Origin of the sequence: Granulicella tundricola MP5ACTX9, from assembly GCF_000178975.2 — a bacterium.
In the GTDB taxonomy this organism is placed as follows: domain Bacteria; phylum Acidobacteriota; class Terriglobia; order Terriglobales; family Acidobacteriaceae; genus Edaphobacter; species Edaphobacter tundricola.
Map to the genome: position 1 here is coordinate 1,380,717 of NC_015064.1, position 22,664 is coordinate 1,403,380.

The following is a 22,664-nucleotide window of genomic DNA, read 5'->3' on the forward strand; positions in this document are numbered from 1 at the left end:
TTTGTAACTTTTTCTGATACTTATGCGGCTGGGTCTGGATTTCAGCGAGTGAGGCTACTTTGCTGCCTTTTCGTAGAAAGGGTAGTCGGTGTAGCCCTTGGCTTCAAAGGTGTAGAAGGTGCTGCGGTCGTAGTCGTTTAGCGGCAGATGGTTGGCGATGCGTTTTGGCAGATCAGGGTTTGAGACGAAGTGGCGTCCGAACGCGACGAGGTCGGCATCGCCGCTCTCGACGATGGCTTCGGCAGTCTCGGGTTCGAAGCCCCCTGCCGCAATGATCTTTCCTTTGAAGATCTTTCTCAATTGCTGAGAGGCGATGGGCTCCTGACCTTCGTCGACGACGATGTTGCCTTTGACTCGCGGCTCGATGATGTGGAGGTAGGCGAGGTCGAAGCGGTTGAGTTGCTCTGCGAGATAGGCGAAGAGCGCGGTGGGATTGCTGTCCGACATGTGATTCCAGGTTCCACCGGGGCCGATGCGAACGGCGGCGCGGTTGGGTCCCCAGACGGAGATCATGGCTTCAACGATCTCCAAGAGGAGCCGGCTGCGGTTTTCGAACGATCCGCCGTATTCATCCGTGCGCTTGTTGCTGACGTCCTGGAGGAACTGGTCCGGGAGATAGCCGTTGGCACCGTGCAGTTCCACGCCATCGAAGCCTGCGGCTTTTGCACGCTCGGCGGCTTTGCGATAGTCCTCTACGATGGCCTTGATCTCAGGGACTTCCAAGGCGCGATGCGGGGAGTGCGTGACCCATCCGTTGGCGGTCGAGACGGTGGGTGCGGGATCAAGCCAGTACTCCGGATCGACTGAGGCAGAGACGGGGATGGCACCTTCCGTTACGAGGGAGTTGGAGGAGCGGCCGGTGTGCCAAAGCTGCGCGAAGATGTGGCCACCCTTGGCGTGGACGGCGTCGACGACCTTCTTCCAGCCTTCTACCTGCTGATCGTTGTAGAGGCCGGGGGCACCGTACCAGCCGCGGCCTGCGATAGAGATGTTGGTGGCTTCGGAGATGATGAAGCCACCGTCCGAGGCTCGCTGGGCGTAGTACTCCGCCATGAGCGCGCCGGGGATGTCTCCGGGTTCGTCCGACCTTGAGCGGGTGAGAGGCGCCATGACAACGCGATGCTTCAGTTGGAACGATGCAAGTTCAATCGGGGTGAAGAGCTTCTGTTTAGCTTCGTTCGACATGACGTTCTCCGGTTTCTTGTGATCCGAAGTTTGGATGAACCGGAGCGATGAACGCTTCTTGTCTGGTAGTCCTTATAGCCTGATGACGCGTAGCTCTTTAGGGGCTTTTGCTTCTTACGCGGAGGCTTTGAGGCGAAGACGGATACCACACGAATCGATATGCGACGGCGTTTCCTCTTCACTCGTCTCCGAAGGGAAACCTGCCTCAGTGAGCCGTTTGGCGGCGAGCTCGAGTTCCTGTTCGGAGGGCAGGATGAGTTCCCAGAAGAGAAGACGGGCGTCGTAAGCGCTGGCGACGGGTGAGCCCGCGGCCCAGACGTTGAGGCCGACGTGATGGTGATAACCGCCTGCTGAGACGAAGAGTGCGCCGGGGTATCGCCAGGTCATGATGTCCATGCCGAGGGCTGCGTGGTAAAAGCTGGAGGCCTGATCAAGATCAGCAATGTATAGGTGGACGTGGCCGATGGTTGTGCCGGAGGGCGCGCCTTTCCAGGGAGCGTCTGTGGCTGCGAGCAGACTGCGAAAATCTACGGAGTTGGTTGCGCTGACGAGTTCTGAGCCTTCATAGATCCACGCGGAGTGAGCGCGGTCTGCGTAGACCTCCACGGAAAGGCCGTCGGGGTCGGCGAGGTAGATGGCCTCACTGTAGAGATGGTCTCCGGCACCGTAGGGGGTGTTCGAGGCGATCAGGTGCTGGACGAAGCTGCCGAGTGCCGCCCGGGTGGGGAGCAGGAAGGCGGTGTGGTACAAGCCGAGGCGGGTTCTGCGGCCGATGGGCTGGACCCCGGGGATGTGCTCCAGTTCGAGGAGTGCGGCGGGACTGCCGGGCACGCCGAGGCGGGCTATCTTCGAGGCCGATTCGAGCGAAGGCAGGAGTGTGAGGCCGATGACGTCGCGATAGAAGGCTACGGAACGCTCGAGGTTGGAGACGGCGAGCCTGACCTTGCCTACGTGGGTTGAGGGGGGCAGGCGATGGGTGGGATGGATGCCGGCGTCGGTTCTGGGGGAGGGGGTTGGTGTCATCGGGATCCTCTTCTGGCGTAGCAACTGTAGATTAGAGTGTTTGAACATTGAGTTGGATTCGCCGAACCCATACGGGCCTTAGTTTGGAAGGCAGTTGAAACAACAGGACTTGAGACGACGTTGAGGTGCATTTGAGGGAAATTTGATGAAGAAAGGCGGGCGGTGACATGGTAGGCTGGGGCCACTCGAAAGACGAGTTTGAGAGCCTCTGCGTATGCGGTTGGGTCTCTCCAGTGGGCCGCTCGGTCGGACTGCTGTGCAAGACATCGATTTCGAGGATGAGCAGCCTGGGTTCAGGCCTGGAGAACATTTATGACAACGAGACGTCATCTTTTAGAAGTCAGCCGCCGGTTGAACCTTGCCTGCTGGCCTGTGCTGTTTCTTGCATCCTCGGGGTTTGCGCAGCAGCCGGCGCATAAGGCACCCGCTGCCACCCCTGCACCCGCTCCTGCCCCGGCTCCGAGGCCAGCACCGGCTCAAACGTCCCACCCGGCACCTCAGCAGACGCATCAGAATGTGCCTGTCGTTCAACCGGCGGTGCGACAGCCGGTTGGGCAGGTTGCTCCTGCGATAAAGCCGGGTGGCCTGAATCAACCTCTTCAGCCGCAACGGAATCTTCCGGTTCAGGCAGTTGGGCAGCCTGCGGGTGCTGCCGGAGTGGGCCAACAACATATGCCGGTTACGACCGGGCAAGGGCAGATGGTGCGGACACCAGGGCAGGGTGCATACACTCTGCCTGCGGCGGGACAACGTGAGCCTGTGACGGCTGGTGGGGCGGTCCGGACGCCGGGCGGAGGAGCGTCTTATGTCGTGCCGGCTGGCAATGGACATGGTTTGCCTGCGATGGGTGAGCACGGGCAGCCGCTTGGTGGGTCGCGGGTCGGTGGGAATGTGCCGGTCGCGATGCATACCCCGGGGATTCCCGCGGGTGTGAGGCCGCAAGCGCTGCGTGGAGGGGGAGCGCAGTACACCGACCAGCGGGGCCGGACCGTGGTGACTAATCCACACGGTCAAGTGACGGAGTTCCGGGATCAGAACCACATTGCGCAGTACGACGGGCGCGGACAGGCGCGGTTCATCCAGGCGACGCATAACGGGATGACGACGACGGTGACGCATGGCTTCGGCGGGCAGAGGACGATCCAGACGCGGTATGCCGATGGGACTCGCGTGGTGAGCTATGGCGCGCACAGCGGGTTTGCGGAGAGGGCAATTGTAGGGCGGCCGGGGTTTGTGGCTCGGACGACGTCGATGGGGGGGATTACGCGGGTGTCGGTGTATCGGTCCTACTCGTATCAGAACCATGCGTATTACCGGTATGTGCCTGCGGTTTACTATCGTCCGGCGTTTTATGGATGGGTGAACTCGCCCTGGCGGCGACCGGTTGTCTATAACTGGGGGCCGCGGCCCTATGGCGGGTACTACGGAGCCTACTTTACTCCGTACCCGAGCTATCCGACTCCTGATCTGTGGCTGACGGACTATGTGCTGAACTACAACCTGCAGCAGGCGTATGCGGCTCGGCAGGATGTGGGGGACGGACCGCAGCAGGGATTCGATGGGCCACCTGATCAGAATTATCAGGATCAGAGTGCGGGTGCGGCGCCGCAGCAACAGCCCTTCGATGATGTAGGGAATGCGCCGGTGGGGCAGCCGGGACCGGCTCCTGAGGGAGTTCCTGTGGCGGCTCAGCAGACTCAGTTGGATCCGACTGTCAAGGCGCTGATCGCGCAGCAGGTGAAGATCGATATCGCGGAGATGCAGACGGCTTCAGCGCAGGCATCTGTCGGGGCCGGGGAGGCTCCGATGCCCCCGGATAGCGCGATGCCGGAGGTGCTGAAGCCGGATCATACGGCCTTTGAGGTGTCGAGCGATACGCAGTTGTATTACGGGGATAACCAGTCCTGCGTGCTTTCGCCGGGGGATGTCCTGTACCGCAAGCCGGACTCCACCGCAGACATTACGGGCGGGGTGGAGGTTACTGTTGTGGGACGGAAGCCGGGGAGTTGCGACGTGAACGTTACGGCGAAGGTCAGCCTGGCTACCCTGCAGGATATGAACAACCAGTTCCAGCAGCAGTTGCAGGGCGGGATGCAGGTCCTGGCGGCTAAGGCTGGGAAGGATTCGATCCCGTCAGCTCCCGACTCGGGGCAGATCATGGTGGCTTCCGGGCAGGCTCCGGCGCAGGATGTGAATTCCATGCTGGCGCAGAACCAGACCAGCGGGCAGCAGGCTGAGACTGAGATTGCAACGGCAGCCACTGGAAATCAATGAGATGAAAACATGACATTTCCCCTGTCTGGCTGACTGTAGACTCTACGGGTGAGTGAAACGATTTCAGGAGTGAAGCGGCGCGGGTCGGGGCGGCCCCCGGCCCGGGAGCTTGAGGCGCATAAGGAAGCGATCCTGGACGCGGCTACGGCGACGTTTCTGGAGCATGGCTACTCGAAGGCGAGTACCGCGGAGATTGCGCGGCGGGCGGGTGCGTCCAAGCAGACGATCTACTCGCTGTATCCGAGCAAGGCGGAGCTGTTTGCGGCGCTGATGCAGCGGCGGTCGGCCAGGCTGATCGATCCGCTTGCGTCCCAGGTTCTGCGCGACGATGCTCCGGTGGAGGAGGTTCTTCGGCGGTTTGCCTTCCAGGTGGTCCGTCTGCTGCTGACGGAGGTCTCGCAGAGACTGCACCGGATCATCATCTCCGAGGCGAAGTCATTTCCTGAGCTGGTGGGGGCGTTTTGGGCGAATGGGCCGGGGTGGGGGAGGGAGACGCTGAAGGTGTACCTGGATGCTCAGGTGGCGGGGGGTGTGTTGGAGGTTGGGAATACCCGGTATGCAGCGAACCAGTTCATTGGCTCGCTGGCGGACGTGATTGTGATGCATTCCATGCTGATGCTGCCGACCCCGCTGGAGGGGGAGAAGGCGATTGGGGATTGGGTTGAGATGGGGGTGAGCGCGTTTCTGCGGGCTTACCGGAAGATGGGTGATTAGGGGGATCGAGGGCTGGACCCCTCCCCCCTGTTTTGATTCAAAGTATTGATTTCATTTTACTTAAGTCTGGACTTCAGGCTCTGGGCCGATCATGGGCCGCACTCGTAAATGAGGCTGCGAGGAGGATCAGGATGGGGAAGAATTCGAGCGTGTAACGGGGCTCTGAGTTGTCGATGGTGAGGAGCAGGGCGGCGCGGAGGAGGATCATGCCGGCCATGGACCAGAGGATGGGGGCGGGGATGGGCCAGTTGGGGAACAGGGTGCGGCGGCGGGTGAAGGCTGCGGCGGCGAGGGCGAAGTAGGCGAGGTTCAGGGCTCCGTAGGCGTAGGAGAAGAGGGTGCTCCTGGGGTGCAGGCGGAACTTCCACCATTCGAGCGGCAGGGGGAGGAAGTCGATGCGGGGGCGGAAGGCCATATTGATAAGGCGGGCGATGGGGAGGGCGAGGTAGAAGCGGATGGGGTTGGACCGGACGCGGGTTGCGGCGAGGGTGGCGAAGCGATCGTCGAGGGATTTGGTGGGGGTGGTGGTGAGGTTGTACTCGGCGTAGAGGGCTTCGGTGGTGGCGTACTGGGTGTTGTTGTCGAAGGCGCGGTTGGGGAGGTCGGCGATCTGGAGGGTGTCGCTGCCGAGGTTCCAGTAGGTGGTTTCGGTGGAGGCGAAGTCGATGGCCCAAGTGCGGTACCAGCGCTGGAAGCCGAGGGTGATGAGTTCGCCGGGGTCAGTGGCGAAGCGGGGGGCGAGTGGCTCGAAGACGTGGAAGGTGCGCTCGTTGCGGATGGTCCAGGGGATGAGGGGGAGGATGGTGAGGAGGGAGGCTATGACTGCCGGGCGCAGGGTGCGGAGGGTGAACTTGCTCGTGGGTTGAGTGCGCCAGGTGATGTAGAGGATGGCGGGGATGATGGCGGCGGCGAGGATGCCTTGCTCCGGGCGGAGGAGGATGGAGTAGGCGAGGGTGGCGGCCAGGAGGTAGAGCCAGGGGTTAAAGGGGCGGTAAGGGCTTTGGGTCTCCGTTACCGCGTGGGGCGCTCCCGACAAAATACTGAGGTTCTGAGCTTCGCTCAGAATGACGACACCTTTTTTTATTGGACTGAATTGACCAAAGATGTAGCTTTGCCAGCGGTGGAGGGCGTAGAAGGCGAGGGCGATGGTGAAGAGGGTGAGGGTTTCGGTGAGGGGGATGGCTACGAAGTTGGCGGTGAAGGGGCAGAGGCAGCCTAGCCACAGGGCGATGAGGCCGGCGCGACGGCTCACGAGGCGGTGTGCCAGGGCGGCGATGAGGCAGCAGGTCGCGAGGTCGATAAGGGTCTGGAGGATGAGGACGGGGAGATAGTGGTCGTAACCGAAGACGAGGAAGCAGAGGGCGAGGAAGGCGGGGTAGCCGGGGAGGCGGATGAGAGTGGGGCGAGGTGGGGCGGGGTGACCGTTGAGGGTCTGGGAGAAGCCGTAGATGCCGTGCTGGAGGGTGTTGCGGGCGAAGTCGCCGTAGAGGAGGGTGTCGTTGGCGACCTGGGCGAAGCGATGGATGAACCAGAGACGGAGGAGCAGGCCGGCGAGGAGGGCGGCGATGGTTAGGAGGAGATAGCGGCGTTTTGTGCCGTCGGTTGCGTCCGAGGTGGTCATCGTCCATGCATCATACGTGGTGCGGCAGGTGGTTTGGACGGAGAACCTTCCCTCAGCGGCTAAGGCCGGTTTCGTTGCCATGCATTACGGCGAGACTAAAGTCCCGCCCCTTCAAAGCGTCCTATTTCAAGCTGTGGTTGCAATGGCAGGAGGTTGCGTTGACTGATGGGCGAGGGGTGCATACGATCAAGCCAGTGAGAACAGCGGCACGTACTTGTATTCATGGATAAACCGGTATTTTATGATCCGCAACGGAAGCGGTGGAAGCGCCTGCGTCGCATCTTCGATGTGCTGGCAGCGTTTGGGCTGTTTTTAGGGATCATCTTTGTCTTCGGTTTATGGCGGATGAAGCCTTTGCCGGAGCTTCGGCTGACGCCGCAGACGCGGAACTATCATGCGCTGGTGACGCCGCCCAAGGCGACGTTGAAGCCGAAGTCTGCCCATCGCAAGACGACGTTGAAGCCGTCCGAGATTCCGCTGAACTCGGGTGAAGGGCTGCGTGCGGCTTATTATGTGGACGATGATGCGGCGAGCTACTCGTCTTTGAAGGAACACATCCGGCAGATCGATCTGCTGTTTCCACAGTGGCTGCATGTGATCTCACCGGATGGTGGGCTGACGGCTTATACGGCTGGGGATAATCGACCGTTTGCGGTGGTGGACAAGAATGGCGCGCATGGGGTGGACCAGGAGAACAAGGTCGCACGCGCGATTCAGTTGAACCACGCAGATATGGAAGTGTTTCCGCTGGTGGATAACTACGACTCCGTGAAGCAGGCTTACTTTCCGGGGCTCGAGGACTTTCTACAGGATGCGGATGCGCGGAACAACTTCGTCCACCAGGTAGATGTGTTTCTGGCGGCGAACTCTGGCTATCGCGGACTGACGCTGGACTTTGAGGATGTGACTCCGTTGGGTCAGCCGGGGTTCAAGGCGCTGATTGCGGCTTTGTATGCGGATTTTCAAGCAAAGAAGCTGAAGCTTTATTTGAATACGCCGATCGAGAATCCGGACTTCGACCTGGCATATATGGCGGCGCACTCCGACGGTCTGCTGCTGATGGACTATGACGAGCACCAGTCGACGACGGAGCCGGGACCGGTGGCGAGCCAGGACTGGTTTACGGATAACCTGGCGCGCGTGATGAAGACGGTGCCGAAGGACAAGATCATCGTCGCGGTGGGCAGTTATGGGTATGACTGGACGACGACGATGCCTGCGGAGGGAGCAGCCGCGAAGAAGGGCAGGAGGGCAACTGCCGCAGCGCCGCTGAAGGTGGTTTCCGCGTCAACGATCAAGACGCAGGATGCTTGGCAGGGAGCCTCTGACGCTGGTGCCGAGGTGGAGTTGGATGGGGACTCGCTGAATCCGCACTTTGCGTATGACGACGACGATGCTCATCTTCAGCACCAGGTCTGGTTTCTGGATGCGGTGACGGTGCTGAATGAGATGCGGGCGGTGCGGTCGTTTGGGCTGCAGACGTTTGCGCTGTGGCGGCTTGGGAGCGAGGACAACTCGCTGTGGAAGATATGGGATACGCCGACGCGGGTTGATCCGTTGAAGGTGTTGACGACGGTCGATCCGGGATACTCCGTGGACACGGAGGGCGATGGGGATATTCTGCGGGTGATCAGGAAGCCGCAGTCCGGGACGCGGGCGTTGACGCTGGACGACGACGACCAGGTGCCGGTGCCTCTGAAGATGGTGACCAAGGAGCAGATGGTCAGCTATCCGCTGCCGTATACGCTGCAGCAGTATGGGTACCAGGCGAAGAAGGTTGCGATCACGTTCGACGATGGACCGGATGCGGAGTGGACGCCGAAGATCCTGGACGTGCTGAAGAAGTACGGGGTAAAGGGCACGTTCTTCATGATCGGCGAGGTGGCGCAGGACAACGTGGGGGTGATGCAGCGGGTTTACCGCGAAGGTCATGAGATTGGGAACCACACGTTTACGCACCCGGATATCAGCGAAATCTCGAACACGTCTGTCGATCTGCAGTTGAAGCTGACGGAGAGGTTGTTCGGATCGAAGCTGGGGGTGCAGCCGCTTTATTTCCGGCCGCCTTACTCGATCGATCAGGAGCCGGATACGAACGACCAGGCTGCGCCGGTGGATCGTATCCAGGGGCTGGGGTATGTGACGATCGGCAACAAGATCGATACGAACGACTGGGATGAGCATCCGCGGAAGTCGCCGCAGGAGATTACGGACTCCGTGCTGCAGCAACTGGCGGATATGGAGGCTCATCCGGATCGGCGTGGGTCGATCATTTTGATGCATGATGGCGGCGGCGACCGGTCTGCCACGGTGGCTGCGCTGCCGATGCTGATCCAAGCGTTACGTGCTCATGGGTATCAGATTGTGCCGGTGTCCGAGTTGATGGGACGGACGCGGGTGGAGGTGATGCCCGCGTTGACATCGAAGCAGAGATGGCAGGCGCGTGCGGACTCCGTGACGTTCTTCTTCTTCAGCTTCTTCAATCACCTTGTCATTTATGTCTTCTATCTCGGCGACATTCTGATGAGTGCGCGGCTGATCATCATTGGGGTGTTTGCGACGATCGACCGTTTCCGGAAGCGGAAGAACTATGCGACTGCGGACTACTGCCCGAAGGTTGCGGTGCTGATTCCGGCTTATAACGAGGAGAAGGTGATCGCGCGGACGATCCGGTCTGTGATGATGTCGAACTACAAGAATCTGCGGATCGTGGTGATCGATGATGGATCGAGCGACAAGACGTATCAGACGGCGATCGATGCTTATCCGGCGGATATTGCTTCAGGACGGTTGGAGGTCATCACCAAGCCGAACGGAGGCAAGGCGGATGCGCTGAACTTTGCGCTGGAGAATATCGATGAAGAGATCTATGTGGGGATCGATGCGGATGGCGTGATTGCGCATGATGCGATCACGAACCTGGTGCCGCATTTTGCGAATCCGAAGATTGGCGCGGTGGCGGGGAATGCGAAGGTTGGGAACCGGGTGAATCTTTGGACCCGGTGGCAGGCGCTGGAGTACATCACGAGCCAGAACTTCGAGCGTCGGGCGCTGGATCTTTTCGACGTGGTGATGGTGGTGCCGGGGGCGATTGGGGCGTGGCGGACGGCTGCTGTGAAGAAGGGTGGCGGATACCACTCGAACACGGTGGCCGAGGATGCCGACCTGACGATGAACCTGCTGGAGCAGGGGTACAGTGTGATCTATGAGGATCGGACGCTGGCGTTTACGGAGGCTCCGGTGAACGCGAACGGGCTGATGCGGCAGAGGTTCCGGTGGTCGTTTGGGATACTGCAGGCGGTGTTCAAGCATCGTGGGGCGATTGCGAAGCATCGGGCGATGGGGCTGTTTGCGCTGCCGAATATCGTGATCTTCCAGATCATGCTGCCGCTGGTTTCGCCGCTGATCGACTTCATGTTTGTGGCTGGGGTGATTCACTACTTCATCGACAAACACTTTCATCCGGATACGACGTCGACGGGGAATATTTATAAGCTGCTGACGTTCTTCCTGGCGTTCCTGGTGATCGACTTTGCGGCTTCCGCGCTGGCGTTCCTGCTGGAGAGGAAGCATCCGGCAAGCAAGGGCGATGGGTGGCTGCTGTTCCATATCTGGATTCAGCGGTTCTCTTACAGGCAGGTGTTCTCGCTGGTGCTGCTGAAGACGATCAAGCGGGCGATCGATGGGAAGTCGTTCAGTTGGGACAAGCTGGAGCGGACGGCAACGATGTCGAAGGCTACAGACAAGATCGTGCAGTAGAGCGGGAGCGGGCGGTAAAATGGTGGGATGAATACTGCTGCTTCCGCTCCTTCGCTCGCCTCTCTTTCGACTTTTGTGAATGAACCGTTTCTGGACTTTGCGGACGCTGATGTGAAGCGGTCGATGGAGGCTGCGCTTGCCGAGGTGAAGGGCGAGCTGGGGCGTGAGTACGATCTGGTGATCGGCGGACAGAGGCTGCGGACGGCGGAGAAGATTACGTCGATCAATCCGGCTCGGCCGGCGCAGGTTGTGGGCGTACACCAGATGGCGGAGGCGGAACATGCGGAACCGGCGGTGAAGGCTGCGCTGAAGGCTTTCGAGACTTGGAGCCGGCTGCCGGTGGCGGAGCGGGTGGAGCTGCTGCTAAAGGTATCGAAGATAATCTCTGAGCGGAAGTATCAGCTTTGCGCGTGGTTGACGTTCGAGGTGGGGAAGAACTGGGCTGAGGCGGATGCGGATGTGGCGGAGTGCATCGACTTCATGGAGTTCTATGCGCGTGAGGCGCTGCGGCTGGATGGATCGACGACGCCGATCCAGTTTCCGGGTGAGAAGAATGTGCTGAAGTATGTGCCGCTGGGGGTGGGTGCGGTGATTCCGCCCTGGAACTTTCCGTTTGCGATCATGGCGGGGATGACGGCGGCGGCGATCGTGACGGGGAATACGGTGGTGCTGAAGCCTTCCGTGGATGCTACGACGATTGCGGCGGTGTTCTTTGGGATTCTGGAAGAGGCCGGGCTGCCGGCGGGTGTGGTGAATTTTTGTCCGGGGGCTGGGCCGGGATTTGGGTCGACCGTGGTGGCGCACCCGCAGACGCGGTTTGTTGCGTTTACGGGGTCGAAGAAGGTTGGGCTGGAGATTCACGAGAGCGCGGCGAAGACGCAGCCGGGGCAGCGGTTCATCAAGCGGACGATCCTGGAGATGGGCGGCAAGGACGCGATCATCGTGGATGGGGATTGCGATATCGATATGGCCGTGGATGGGGTTTTGGCGAGTGCGTTTGGGTTTAGCGGGCAGAAGTGCTCGGCTTGCTCACGGGCGATTGTGGATGCGGAGATCTATGACGTGTTCTGCGACCGGCTGGTGGAGAAGGTGGAGAAGATCAAGCAGGGCGATCCGGCAGAGAACTTCTATGCGGGGCCGGTGATCAGCCCGTTGGCTTATAAGCGGGTGCTGGACTACATCGAGATTGGCAAAGGTGAGGGGCGTCTGCTGACTGGGGGCGAGGCCGTCGCGAACGAAGGCGGGTATTATGTTGCGCCTACGGTGTTTGCGGATGTGCTGCCTACAGCTCGGATTGCGCTGGAGGAGATCTTTGGGCCGGTGCTGGCGGTGATCAAGTACGAGAGCTTCGATGAGGCGCTGGAGATCGCGAACAATACAGAGTATGGATTGACCGGGGCGATCTATTCGGGGTCACGGGAGAAGCTGGAACGGGCTCGCGAGGAGTTCCACGTGGGGAACCTGTATCTGAACCGGAAGTGCACGGGGGCGATGGTTGGAGCGCATCCGTTTGGCGGCTTTAATATGAGCGGCACGGACTCGAAGGCGGGTGGGCCGGATTATCTGTTGCTGTTTACGCAGGGTAAGTCGGTTGCGGAGAAGGTTGGGCATGTGAGCCCAGCGGCGGATTTGCAGGAAGAGGGGATGGGGCTTTAGGGGCGGGGATAGCTTGGGTAAAACAAGCAACTTCAAAAGCCAAGGCCAATACGGAGGTTCTGAGCTTCGCTCAGAATGACGGCATTTTGCGGGGCCACGCTAGCCTAGGCGGATTTCATCTGGATGAGGGTTCCGGCTTTGGCCGCGGCTTCGGCCAGCAGGCGATGGTGGAGGGTGAAGAGGGCCAGCTCCAGGCGGTCTGAGACGCCGGTCTTGTCGTAGATGCTGCGGAGATAGTTCTTGATGACCTGCTCTTTGGTGTTGAGCTGGGTGGCTATGTCCTTGTTCTTGCAGCCCTGGACGATGAGGGCGACGATCTGGAGTTCTTTTGGGGTGAGGCGGTCGCGGACGCGGGCTCCCACGGCGTCGTGGCTGGGCATGGTGGAGACGGCTGAGCGCTCGATGGAGCGCTGGCCCTTGGCGACACGGCGGACGGCTTCGATGAGCTGCGGTCCGGTGACGCTGCGGGAGATGATGCCGCCTAACTGGGCGTAGACAGCCTCCGGGAGGTGGTGGTCTTTGTCCGCGATCAGGATGGCGCGGCTTCCGGCCTCCTGGATGGAGGCGAGGAGGATGGGGAGGTCGAGGGCGAGGCCTGACGAGAAGATGACGATGGAGGCGCGGAAGCTGGCGATGACCGAGGTGAGGCGTGCGGCGTCTTCACACTGGGCGACGATGCGCATGTCCTCCTCCTGGGAGAGGACGCGTGCGGCTCCGGCACGGAAGATGACCTGGTCGTCGGCGAGGATGAGTCGATTCATGGTTGAGGTGTCTCCTTGCAGGGAACGGCCGGCGAATCGATGCCAATGCGATTCCTGCTGCAAAGCGTTCATCGGCGGCGCGGGCTGAGTGCAGGGAGGTGTACGGAATTCAGACAGCAACTTCCGTGGGGCTGGGATCACCCTTTCAGGTATTTTGAAGCCGACTGCCATAGAGGAACATCCAATTTTAGCCGCTCGGAATGTATGCGCGGGTGCGAGATAATGCTGTTCTATGGCAAAGCCAGTTCTTCTTGCGATTGACGATGATGTAAGTGTGCTTGAGGCAGTAGTCCAGGACCTGCGCCGCAAGTACGGGCAGACGTACCGCATTGTGCGTGCGGCCTCTGGCGGCGCGGCACTGGATATCAGTAAACAGTTGAAGGAGCGCGGGGATGTGGTGGCGCTGTTCCTGTCCGATCAGCGGATGCCGGGTATGACCGGGGTGGATCTGCTGCAGGCGGTGATCGAGCTCTATCCGGACGCGAAGCGGGTTCTGCTGACTGCGTATGCGGATACCGAAGCGGCGATCCGGGCGATCAACTCCGCGCGAATCCACTACTACCTGAATAAGCCCTGGGACCCGCCGGAGGAGAAGCTTTATCCGGTACTGGACGACCTGCTCCAGGCTTGGAATCAAGGACATAAGCCCGCTTACGACGGGATTCAACTAGTCTCGGCACGCTGGGGCGTGGGCGATCACGAGGTGCGGAACTTTCTTTCGCGCAACCGCATTCAGTTCAAGTGGTTGAATCCTGATCTGAATCCGGAAGCTATGAGCACGCTTCGGGACCGTGGGCTTGATGAAGGCAAGCTGCCCGTGGTGCTTTTTGGGGATGGCTCATCGCTGGTGCAGCCGACTACAACTGAGATAGCCCAGAAGGTTGGACTGAGGACGCAGGCGCAACAGGAGTACTACGACGTCGTTGTCGTTGGCGCGGGTCCTGCCGGTCTGGCTGCGGGCGTGTATGGCGCGAGCGAAGGGCTGAAGACGCTACTGGTGGAGCCAATGGCGCCGGGCGGACAGGCGGGGTCGAGTTCCAAGATTGAGAACTACCTTGGGTTCCCTGAGGGCGTAAGCGGCGACGAACTGGCCAAGCGGGCTTATATCCAGGCGCAGAGGTTGGGTGCGGAGTTTTTGACGCAGGGCGTGACGAATATCTGCTCGGATAATGGCTACCACATCCTGCGTATGACGGATGGCCGCGAGGTGACTTGCCGGGTATGCCTGATCGCAACGGGCGTTGATTATTGCTGGCTGTGTGTGCCGGGTGAAGAGCGGTTGCGGGGCAAGGGCGTGTTCTACGGGGCGGCGCTGACCGAGACAAATACGTGCGCGAACGAAGAGGTGCATATTGTGGGCGGCGCGAACTCTGCAGGCCAGGCTGCGATGCATTTCTCGAAACATGCGACGAAGGTCAGGATGCTGGTGCGCGGGCCCTCGCTGACGCAGAGCATGTCGAAGTACCTGATCGACCAGATTGCAGCGACGCCGAACATCGTTGTGGAGACGGGGACGGAAGTGATTGGCGTCGAAGGCGATGGGAACCTGGAGCGAGTGAAGCTAATGACTCCCGAGGGTGAGGTGACGCGGGATTGTGTTTCGCTGTTCATCTTCATTGGCGCGGCACCCAAGACGGATTGGCTGCCGAAGGCGGTCGCGCTGGACAACAAGGGATTTATTCTGGCTGGTCCGGATCTGAAGACGAAGAGCAAGGAAGATTCCGTGTGGAAGCTGGAACGCGATCCTTACCTGCTGGAGACGAGTTTGCCGGGCGTGTTTGTGGCCGGCGATGTAAGGCATGGATCGGTGAAGCGCTGTGCTTCCGCGGTCGGTGAAGGTTCGATTGCAATTCAGTTTGTGCACCAGTACCTGGCGACACTTTAGTGAGCGATATGAACAAGCAGATGGAAACTACGGTAGGTACGCTGAGCGCGGAGACGATTGCGAAGCTGCATCGTGCGCCGATTCTTGAGTCGCTAACGGATGAGACGATGCATTGCCTGGATGGGGCGCATACGTTGCTGTTGAAGCCGGACGATGTGTTGATCCGGCAAGGCGAACTTAAGCGTGTTTTCTGGATTTTGCTTGAAGGATCGCTGCGCGTCTCGCAGGCGGGCCCGAAGGGTCATGAGCTTACGGTGCATACGCACGAGGCCGGTGCGGCGTTTGGCGAAGTTTTTTTGCTGGCTAATATCGCGTCAACGTACAGTCTGAGGGCTGTGGATGAGTGCGAGTTGCTGGAGTTGGACGAGGAGCAGTTCTGGGCTCTGATGATGAGCTGCCCACTGGTTCGGCGGGCAATTCTGGGGAATATGGCGCTGCGGCTGCAGAAGATGCAGGGCATGATCTTCCAGCAGGAGAAGATGGCCGCGCTGGGGACGATGGCCGCAGGGTTGATGCATGAGTTGAACAATCCGGGTGCGGCGGCGCGGCGGGCTTCGTCGCAACTGCGCGAGAACCTGACGCGGATGCACCGGTTGACGCAGAAGTGGTCGCGTACCGAACTTACGCAGGAACAGAAGCAGTGCATGTTCGAGCTCCAAGAGTATGCTCTGTCTGCGAAAGAGAAGGTGGCTTTGAACTCTCTGGAGCAAAGCGACGCTGAGGAGAAGCTGGCGGAGTGGATGGAAGAGAATTCGGTTGAGGATGCGTGGAAGATGGCTCCGAGCCTGGTCGCGATGGGAATGCATTCCGAGGACCTGGAGTGCGCCAGGCGTTCGTTTGCCGGGGAAACGTTCCCTGACGCGCTGAACTGGCTGGAGGCGATGGTTTCCAGTATGCGGCTGGTGGGCTCGATCGAGGAGAGCATTGGGCGCGTGTCCGACCTGGTGATGGCGGTTAAGTCTTATGCGTATGAGGGCCGGGGGCAGACGCAGACGATCGATATCAACAAGAGTATCCATGCGACGCTGGTCATGCTGGGACACAAGCTGCGGGAGAAGCAACTTGTGATCGAGAAGAACATGGCTCCTGATCTTCCGATTCTTCAGACGGACTGCCAGGGGCTGAACCAGATCTGGACGAATTTGATCGACAATGCGATCGATGCGTCGTTTGAGCATGGCACGGTGAAGGTGAAGACGTGGGCGGAGCCGGGTGCGGATGGGCAGACCGAGCTTTGCATCCGGATTGAGGATAACGGGAGCGGGATTCCGCTGGAGAGTCAGCCGAAGGTGTTCGACCCGTTCTATACGACGAAAGCGGCAGGTGTGGGGACCGGGCTGGGGCTGGGGATCGTGTACAAGATCGTGGAGCAGTTTGGCGGGAAGATCTGGTTCAGTTCTACGCCGGGCGAGACGGTGTTTCTGGTGAGGCTGCCGAACAAGGCTTAGGCTTTATGATTGGGGTATGTCTGAGACGATTACTCCTTTTCATATCGCCTTTCCTGTCGATGATCTTGACGCTGCGCGGACTTTCTATGGTGAGACCCTGGGCTGTCCCGAGGGGCGCAGCAGCGACGAGTGGATCGACTTCAATTTATTTGGGCATCAGATTGTGGCTCACTATAAGCCGAAGAGTGAGCGCGCTGAGGAGCATCACAATGCGGTGGACGGGCACGCGGTGCCGGTGCCGCACTTTGGTGTGGTGCTGACGATGGGAAAGTGGGAGTCGCTGGCCGAGAGGCTGAAGGCTGCTTCTGTCAAGTTCGAGATTGAACCGTATATCCGGTTCAAGGGCGAAGTTGGGGAGCAGGCTACGATGTTTTTTTATGATCCGGCGGGGAATGCGCTGGAATTCAAGGCTTTTGCGGATATGAGGCAGGTCTTCGCGAAGTAGAACTTAAGTAAGAGAGAAGTTTGAAAGAGAGGGGATTCGGCCGCGAGGCTGGGTTCCCTTTTTGCGTTGTACGGGGGGAGATTGGTGGGCTCTACAACGGGCGTGGACAGGGAACACAACTTTTGGGTCAGTGGTGGCTGAATAGTGCCATTTCAAGCCCCGTTTGTGGCCGTTACCTTCGATTTCGTAACTACTGTTACTACTTTGTACCCGGGGCCGCCCTTTATGTCGTTTGGATCAACCTTTGCTGATATGTCTCGCTCGCACGCTGAAGGAAAGAAGAGCCGTTCCGGGAAGTGTCCCGGTATTCAGATTGAGCACCGCTGTGATGGGGCTGGGGCCTCGTCGAACCCTGCCGATGGAGATGCTATGAGCTTCATGAAAAAAGCTTCGCACTACTTTTTGCTGGCGCTTGTTCTGTGCGCCGGCCTTGTTGTCTCTCCCGCGCAGGCGCAGCAGGTACTGCAGTTTCCCGGTTTGACTCCGGTGGGAACGACTGCCGGATCGCAGGCTGTGACGGTGAATTTCTCCGCGGCGGGCTCGATCAGCTCGATCAAGGTTCGGACGCAGGGCGTCGACGGCTATGACTATACGAATGCCGGTGGTGGGACTTGCTCGACGAGCATGAGCTACTCGGCTGGGCAGACCTGCACGGTGCTGGTTGGATTTACGCCGAAGGCTCCTGGCGAACGCCGCGGTGCGGTCGTGCTGGTGAACTCGAATGGCGGCGTGCTGGGCACGGCGCTGATGGATGGTTTTGCGAGCGGCGCGGTCGGCGTGTTTATCCCGGGTGAAATTACGACGGTGGCTGGGTCGTCGGTGTGGATCTACAACGGCGAGGGTGTGGCGACGCAGTCACCGTTCTTTCTTCCGTTTGGCGTAACACTGGATGCTGCCGGGAATCTGTACATCACGGATACGAGCAACACACGTATCCGCAAGGTGGATGCGGTGACGGGAATGACCTCCACGATTGCCGGCAATGGCACGATCGGCGGGACGGGCGATGGCGGACCGGCGACGAGCGCGACGCTGAGCAGCCCGTCATCGGTTGCGCTGGACGGTGCGGGGAACGTCTTCATCTCCGACACCGGGAACAACGTGATCCGGAAGGTGAACGTGTTTGACGGCACGATCTCCACGATTGCGGGCCAGATGGGCAAGAATGGATATGTGGGCGATGGTGGTCCGGCAAGCTCCGCAAAGCTGAACGGACCGAATGGTCTGGTCTTCGACGCACAGGGGAACTTGTACTTTTGCGATACGAATAACAACGTCGTTCGCCGGATAGACGCCGGAACTGGAGTGATCACGACGTTTGCCGGGAATGGTGTGACGACGGGTGGCTATGGCGATGGTGGTCCTGCAGCTGCGGCGATGCTGAATGCTCCCTGGGGTATCGCGGTCTCCAGCAAAGGGGAGATCTATATTGCAGACCAGGGCAACAGCCTGATCCGCAAGGTGGTGAACGGAACGATCAGCACGGTTGCGGGTACGCATGACGCGGCTGATACCGGGAGCAACCCCCCTGCAATTCACACTCAGTTGAACTCTCCGGCGGGCGTTGTCGTGGATGTGGCGGGAAACCTCTATATTTCGGACTCCGGAAACAACCTGATCCGTAAGGTGAACACAAACACGGGCGTGATCTCAACGATCGGCGGCGGAACGGCGCAGTCCACGACGCAGAATACGAATGACAATGGGCCGGCTACCCAGGGCAGCGTCTATGGACCATACACATTGGCTTTAGACGCACAGGGAAGCCTGTACATTTCTGACGTGTTTGAGAACCGCATCCGCAAGATCAGCAGCAACCTTGCTGTGCTGAAGTTTCCGACCCAGAGAGTCGGGCGCGTATCCGCTCCTCTGCCGCAGATTCTGGAGAACGATGGAAATGCGGATCTGAACATCTCTACCGTTCTGGGCGTGCAGCAGGCCAAGGTGGATGCGGGATCGACGACTTGTGTGATGGGCACTCCTCTGGCGGCTTTGAGCCAGTGTGTGATCGGTGCGGAGTTCGCGCCGACGCAGGTGGGAACGGTGATCGCAGGTACGCTGGATGCTTCGTCCGATGCTTCGAACTCTCCGGCAGAGATATCCCTGCAGGGCCAAGTGCTCGATGTGGATCCTTCCACGGTCACTTTGACGTCCAATACGAACCCAAGCCTGGCGGGGCAGGTCATCACGTTTGTGGCGACGGCGACCAGCGTTGGCACAACGCCTACGGGCGAGATGGACCTCATGGACGGCACCACGCAGGTTGCGACGGGAACGTTGCAGCCGGGCGGAACGATCTCCTTCAACGTCAGCACGCTCGCAGTGGGAACGCACGCGATGACGGCGGTGTACAGCGGAGATTCGAGCAACTCCAATGGCACATCGGCAGTGGTGTCCCAGATTGTGAAGCCGGTGGTTGCGCCGACCGCGACGAGTCTGGGATCGAATATCAATCCTTTGAATGCGGGTGCGACGGTTCAGTTCACCGCCACTGTAACAGTGGTGACGGCGGGGTCGGGCACGGGCGAGATCACGGGGAGTGTGGTGTTCTCCGATGGTGTGAACCAGCTTGGTTCTTCAAACATCGTGAACGGAATGGCCACGCTGAATGTCTCGACGCTTTCAGTGGGGACGCATAATGTGATCGCCACTTATAGCGGGAGCACGAGCTACTCTACGAGCAAGTCAGTTGCTGTGGTGGAGATCGTGCAGACGGCGACGAGCAAGACGGCGCTGAGCACGGCTTCCAATCCTTCTACGGCAGGAGCTGCACTCACCCTGACCGCTACCATTCTTACGACTGGCGGTACGGCGACTGGACCGGTGAGCTTCCTCGACGGAACGACCGTCCTGGGCTCCGCAACGCTGAACAAGCAGGGAGTGGCAACGCTGGTTGTGCCGGGTTCCGCCTGGACCGTAGGGACGCATCCACTCACAGCGAACTACGGGGGCGACTCGTTCGACACGGGCAGCATCTCGCCGGGGGTCTCTCAGATCGTCAACGTTGCCTCTACATCGAGCGTGGTGACGTCTTCTCTCAACCCGGTTGGCCTGGGCGGTTCCGTGACCTTTACGGCAACCGTGACGAGCAACGGCGGTGGTCAGGCAACGGGTACAGTGCAGTTCATGGACGGCACGGCTCTGTTGGGCTCAGGCACGCTGAATGCGGCCGGAGCGACGACGTTCACGACCTCGACTCTGGCGTTGGGCTCGCACCCGATCACAGTGGTTTATGGCGGCGATGCGTATGATAGCGGCTCCAGCTCGGTCAGTATGACTGAGGTGGTGCAGTCCGCGACCATCAACATTGCGTTCGCTACGAGCGGGAACCCGGTCACCTTCGGGACGGCCCTGGTGTTGAATGCCAAGGTTGCGGGTTCGGGCAGCCAGCCTGTGGGCACGGTGATCTTTACTGACGGAGGACTCTCCATCGGTACGGCTACGCTGGATGCGAACGGTGCGGCTACCATCACGACTTCGACGCTTGCGATCGGATCGCATCCGCTGGTTGCAGTTTATGGCGGCGACACGAACCATGCTTCGGTGACCTCAACCGGGATCACGGAGAGCGTGATGCAGGTGACGACGACGGCGCTGAGTGCGAGCACACAGAGCCAGATCGCTGGTCTGCCGGTGCAGTGGACGATCAACGTAGTGGGCGCGAACGCGAAGGCGCTGACGGGTTCGGTGACGATCTCCGACAATGGCACACTGGTGACGACGCTGCCTCTGGATGCTACGGGCGCGGCGAGCTACAGTTCTTCAAGCCTGACGCCTGGACAGCACTCCATGGTCGCGAAGTATAGCGGCGATGCGAACGATCAGGTGAGCGCATCCACGCCTGCTGTGACCACGATCAACACGGCCACGACGACAACCACCTTCACAACCAATGCAAACCCGGTGTTCACGGGCACGCCGATCGTCTTCACCGCAGTGGTGACGGGCAACGGTGGCACTCCGACAGGCAGCGTACAGTTCCTGGATGGAACGACGGTGCTGCAGACGGTGCCGGTGGTGACTGCTAACGGTGCGACGACGGCTTCGATGACGCTGTCGACGCTGGCGGCCGGTATTCATAAACTCTCGGCGAGCTATACCGGCGATACGCTGGATCACTCCAGCGTGTCCTCAACGATCAACGAGCAGATTGCCCAGAAGACGAGCATCACGATCGCTTCCAGTGCGAATCCTTCCTTGCTGACCGACGACGTGAGCTTCACGGTGACGGTGTCGAACGGTGTGACTGGCTCGGTTCCGACCGGGACGGTTACGCTGACAGACGGCGGTACGGCTGTCGGCTCTCTCGCCCTGAATGGCAGCGGTGTGGCAACGTTCACGCTGCAGGCTCCGGCACTGGGCGCGCACACGCTGGTCGCAAGCTACGCGGGTGACAACTCGAACTCGCCTGCTACTACTGCTCCTCTGGTCCAGACTGTAGTGCTGCGGCCTTCGACGAACACCTTCTCAACCTCAACGACGGCTCTGTCTGCTGGACAGTCTGTCACGCTGATCTCCGTGGTGCAGGGCGTAGGGCCCAAGGCTCCGACGGGATCTGTGACCTTCGCAGCGGGCGGGATCGTGCTGGGTACGGCTCCGATCAATGCGACTGGTGTTGCTACGCTTTCGGTCACTCCGATCCAGGCGACATACAAGATCGTGAGCACGTATAGCGGCGACTCGCTCTACGCGCCCTCGGACTCTGCGGCGATCACGGTTGTGGTTGGTCCGACGATCGAGTTCACGATCAACATGACGCCTTCCAGCATGACGATCAAGAGCGGCGATCACGGTACGTTGCAGATCGCCATCACGACGGCAAGCACCTTCACGGATACGCTGGCGCTGGGTTGCGCGGGTCTTCCGACCGCCGCTACCTGCACCTTCTCCCAGAACGAGATCAAGGTGAGCAATGGGTTGGCGACGACGGTGACGGTGATTGTCGATACCGGCAACCCGCTGGGCGCTGGAGCGAATGTGACTGCGAAGAACGAGCATGGCGGGTTCGGTGGAAATGGCGTGCTGGCTTGCATGCTGCCTGCCGGGCTGCTGGCGATGTTCTTTGGACGCAAGAGGATCCGCCGTCCGCTGGGACTGCTGGTGATGATGCTTCTGCTGGGCAGTGTGGCTGGTCTTTCGGGATGCGCAAACAGCTTCTCGATGACGGATACGCCGGCTGGAAGCTACACCTTCCAGATCGTTGGATCGGGTAACGCAACAGGGGCGACACAGGCAGGGACTGTGAAGCTGACGGTGACCCAGTAATGAAGATGACTGCGATCCAATCTAAGCGGATCGCAGGGGGAGTGGGAGCGCTGATGCTGGCGCTCTCCGCCTCCCTCTGCGGAGCACAGGCGGCTTACACGGCGACCGGGCCTGGCACTTATGTATCAGTGGGTGCTACTTTCTCCGGCTTCAATACGGACTATGGCAAGCAGAAGGTTGGCGGCGGAACGTTGTATGTGGATGCCAACCTTTACCGGCGGTTCGGGATTGAGGCTGAGGCTCGCAAGCTGACGCTGAATACGACCGAGGATGTAAAGGAATCGACTTACCTGGTTGGACCCAAGATCTCTTTCCTGCGGCACGGTTATAGGCCGTATGGAAAGCTGCTAGTCGGGCGCGGAGACTTCAACTTTCCGTTCAACTATGCCAAGGGGCAGTACTTTGTGATGGCACCGGGCGGCGGGATCGACTACCGGGTGAAGCATAGCCGGTTGAGCCTGCGGATGATCGACTTCGAGTACCAGGTCTGGCCGCAGTTCACGTTTGGAGCGATCCATCCTTATGGCGTGAGTGCGGGCTTGAGCTTCCAGGTTTACTCGGGTAGTTCGCGGCTGCGGTAGCGCATCAGGCTTGCAAGGATAAGACGATCAGAGTAGAGCGACTGGCA

The 22,664-nt window shown here is 60.1% G+C and carries 13 protein-coding genes; 9 read left to right on the forward strand and 4 right to left on the reverse strand.

What is annotated here, in order from left to right:
• Positions 1 to 54 precede the first annotated feature (54 nt).
• Complete coding sequence (locus ACIX9_RS05905; protein WP_013579565.1) at positions 55 to 1,185, reverse strand: alkene reductase; 1,131 nt, start codon at positions 1,183 to 1,185, stop codon at positions 55 to 57.
• A gap of 114 nt (positions 1,186 to 1,299) precedes the next feature.
• Positions 1,300 to 2,208, reverse strand: a complete 909-nt coding sequence (locus ACIX9_RS05910) for a VOC family protein (protein ID WP_013579566.1) — start codon at positions 2,206 to 2,208, stop codon at positions 1,300 to 1,302.
• Positions 2,209 to 2,880: 672 nt separating this feature from the next.
• Here ACIX9_RS05910 and ACIX9_RS05915 point away from each other — a divergent pair.
• Together ACIX9_RS05915 and ACIX9_RS23575 are read left to right on the forward strand one after the other, a co-directional pair.
• Complete coding sequence (locus ACIX9_RS05915) at positions 2,881 to 4,482, forward strand: hypothetical protein (protein WP_198152163.1); 1,602 nt, start codon at positions 2,881 to 2,883, stop codon at positions 4,480 to 4,482.
• Positions 4,483 to 4,530: 48 nt separating this feature from the next.
• A complete protein-coding gene (locus ACIX9_RS23575; protein WP_013579568.1) occupies positions 4,531 to 5,196 on the forward strand; it encodes a TetR/AcrR family transcriptional regulator in 666 nt (221 codons plus the stop codon).
• A gap of 73 nt (positions 5,197 to 5,269) precedes the next feature.
• On the opposite strand, the gene ACIX9_RS26325 is transcribed toward ACIX9_RS23575, so the two are convergent.
• A complete protein-coding gene (locus ACIX9_RS26325; RefSeq protein WP_013579569.1) occupies positions 5,270 to 6,898 on the reverse strand; it encodes a glycosyltransferase family protein in 1,629 nt (542 codons plus the stop codon).
• 141 nt (positions 6,899 to 7,039) lie between these two features.
• On the opposite strand from ACIX9_RS26325, the gene ACIX9_RS05930 reads away from it, so the two are divergent.
• On the forward strand, positions 7,040 to 10,576 hold the full coding sequence (locus ACIX9_RS05930; protein ID WP_013579570.1) for a polysaccharide deacetylase family protein: 3,537 nt from the start codon (positions 7,040 to 7,042) through the stop codon (positions 10,574 to 10,576).
• Between the two features lie 27 nt (positions 10,577 to 10,603).
• The gene (pruA, locus tag ACIX9_RS05935) at positions 10,604 to 12,232 is read left to right on the forward strand and encodes an L-glutamate gamma-semialdehyde dehydrogenase (RefSeq protein WP_013579571.1); all 1,629 of its coding nucleotides are present in this window, start codon (positions 10,604 to 10,606) and stop codon (positions 12,230 to 12,232) included.
• Positions 12,233 to 12,336: 104 nt separating this feature from the next.
• Here the strand turns inward: pruA and ACIX9_RS05940 are convergent, their stop codons facing one another.
• A complete protein-coding gene (locus ACIX9_RS05940; protein WP_013579572.1) occupies positions 12,337 to 12,993 on the reverse strand; it encodes a response regulator transcription factor in 657 nt (218 codons plus the stop codon).
• A 232-nt stretch (positions 12,994 to 13,225) separates the two neighbouring features.
• Here ACIX9_RS05940 and ACIX9_RS27315 point away from each other — a divergent pair, with 232 nt between their 5' ends.
• The 5 genes from ACIX9_RS27315 to ACIX9_RS05965 all read left to right on the forward strand — a co-directional run bounded on the left by ACIX9_RS27315 (position 13,226) and on the right by ACIX9_RS05965 (position 22,617).
• Positions 13,226 to 14,878 (forward strand): FAD-dependent oxidoreductase, encoded by a 1,653-nt coding sequence (locus ACIX9_RS27315; RefSeq protein WP_013579573.1) that lies wholly within the window; start codon positions 13,226 to 13,228, stop codon positions 14,876 to 14,878.
• Between the two features lie 20 nt (positions 14,879 to 14,898).
• On the forward strand, positions 14,899 to 16,326 hold the full coding sequence (locus ACIX9_RS05950) for a sensor histidine kinase (RefSeq protein ID WP_232298803.1): 1,428 nt from the start codon (positions 14,899 to 14,901) through the stop codon (positions 16,324 to 16,326).
• 16 nt (positions 16,327 to 16,342) lie between these two features.
• The gene (locus tag ACIX9_RS05955; RefSeq protein ID WP_013579575.1) at positions 16,343 to 16,771 is read left to right on the forward strand and encodes a VOC family protein; all 429 of its coding nucleotides are present in this window, start codon (positions 16,343 to 16,345) and stop codon (positions 16,769 to 16,771) included.
• A 378-nt stretch (positions 16,772 to 17,149) separates the two neighbouring features.
• Positions 17,150 to 22,036: an Ig-like domain repeat protein gene (locus ACIX9_RS05960; protein ID WP_198152164.1), complete on the forward strand. Its 4,887-nt coding sequence runs from the start codon at positions 17,150 to 17,152 to the stop codon at positions 22,034 to 22,036.
• Entirely contained in the window at positions 22,036 to 22,617 is a 582-nt protein-coding gene (locus tag ACIX9_RS05965; protein WP_013579577.1) for an outer membrane beta-barrel protein, read from the forward strand. The genes ACIX9_RS05960 and ACIX9_RS05965 overlap by 1 nt, the downstream gene beginning before the upstream one ends.
• Positions 22,618 to 22,664 lie beyond the last annotated feature (47 nt).

Coding starts and splice junctions, on each gene's coding strand:
- ACIX9_RS05905 (WP_013579565.1), bottom strand. CDS start 1,185: ATGTCGAACGAAGCTAAACAGAAGCTCTTCACCCCGATTGAACTTGCA.
- ACIX9_RS05910 (WP_013579566.1), bottom strand. CDS start 2,208: ATGACACCAACCCCCTCCCCCAGAACCGACGCCGGCATCCATCCCACC.
- ACIX9_RS05915 (WP_198152163.1), top strand. CDS start 2,881: ATGCCGGTTACGACCGGGCAAGGGCAGATGGTGCGGACACCAGGGCAG.
- ACIX9_RS26325 (WP_013579569.1), bottom strand. CDS start 6,898: ATGGCAACGAAACCGGCCTTAGCCGCTGAGGGAAGGTTCTCCGTCCAA.
- ACIX9_RS05930 (WP_013579570.1), top strand. CDS start 7,040: ATGGATAAACCGGTATTTTATGATCCGCAACGGAAGCGGTGGAAGCGC.
- pruA (WP_013579571.1), top strand. CDS start 10,604: ATGAATACTGCTGCTTCCGCTCCTTCGCTCGCCTCTCTTTCGACTTTT.
- ACIX9_RS05940 (WP_013579572.1), bottom strand. CDS start 12,993: ATGAATCGACTCATCCTCGCCGACGACCAGGTCATCTTCCGTGCCGGA.
- ACIX9_RS27315 (WP_013579573.1), top strand. CDS start 13,226: ATGGCAAAGCCAGTTCTTCTTGCGATTGACGATGATGTAAGTGTGCTT.
- ACIX9_RS05950 (WP_232298803.1), top strand. CDS start 14,899: ATGGAAACTACGGTAGGTACGCTGAGCGCGGAGACGATTGCGAAGCTG.
- ACIX9_RS05955 (WP_013579575.1), top strand. CDS start 16,343: ATGTCTGAGACGATTACTCCTTTTCATATCGCCTTTCCTGTCGATGAT.
- ACIX9_RS05960 (WP_198152164.1), top strand. CDS start 17,150: ATGAAAAAAGCTTCGCACTACTTTTTGCTGGCGCTTGTTCTGTGCGCC.
- ACIX9_RS05965 (WP_013579577.1), top strand. CDS start 22,036: ATGAAGATGACTGCGATCCAATCTAAGCGGATCGCAGGGGGAGTGGGA.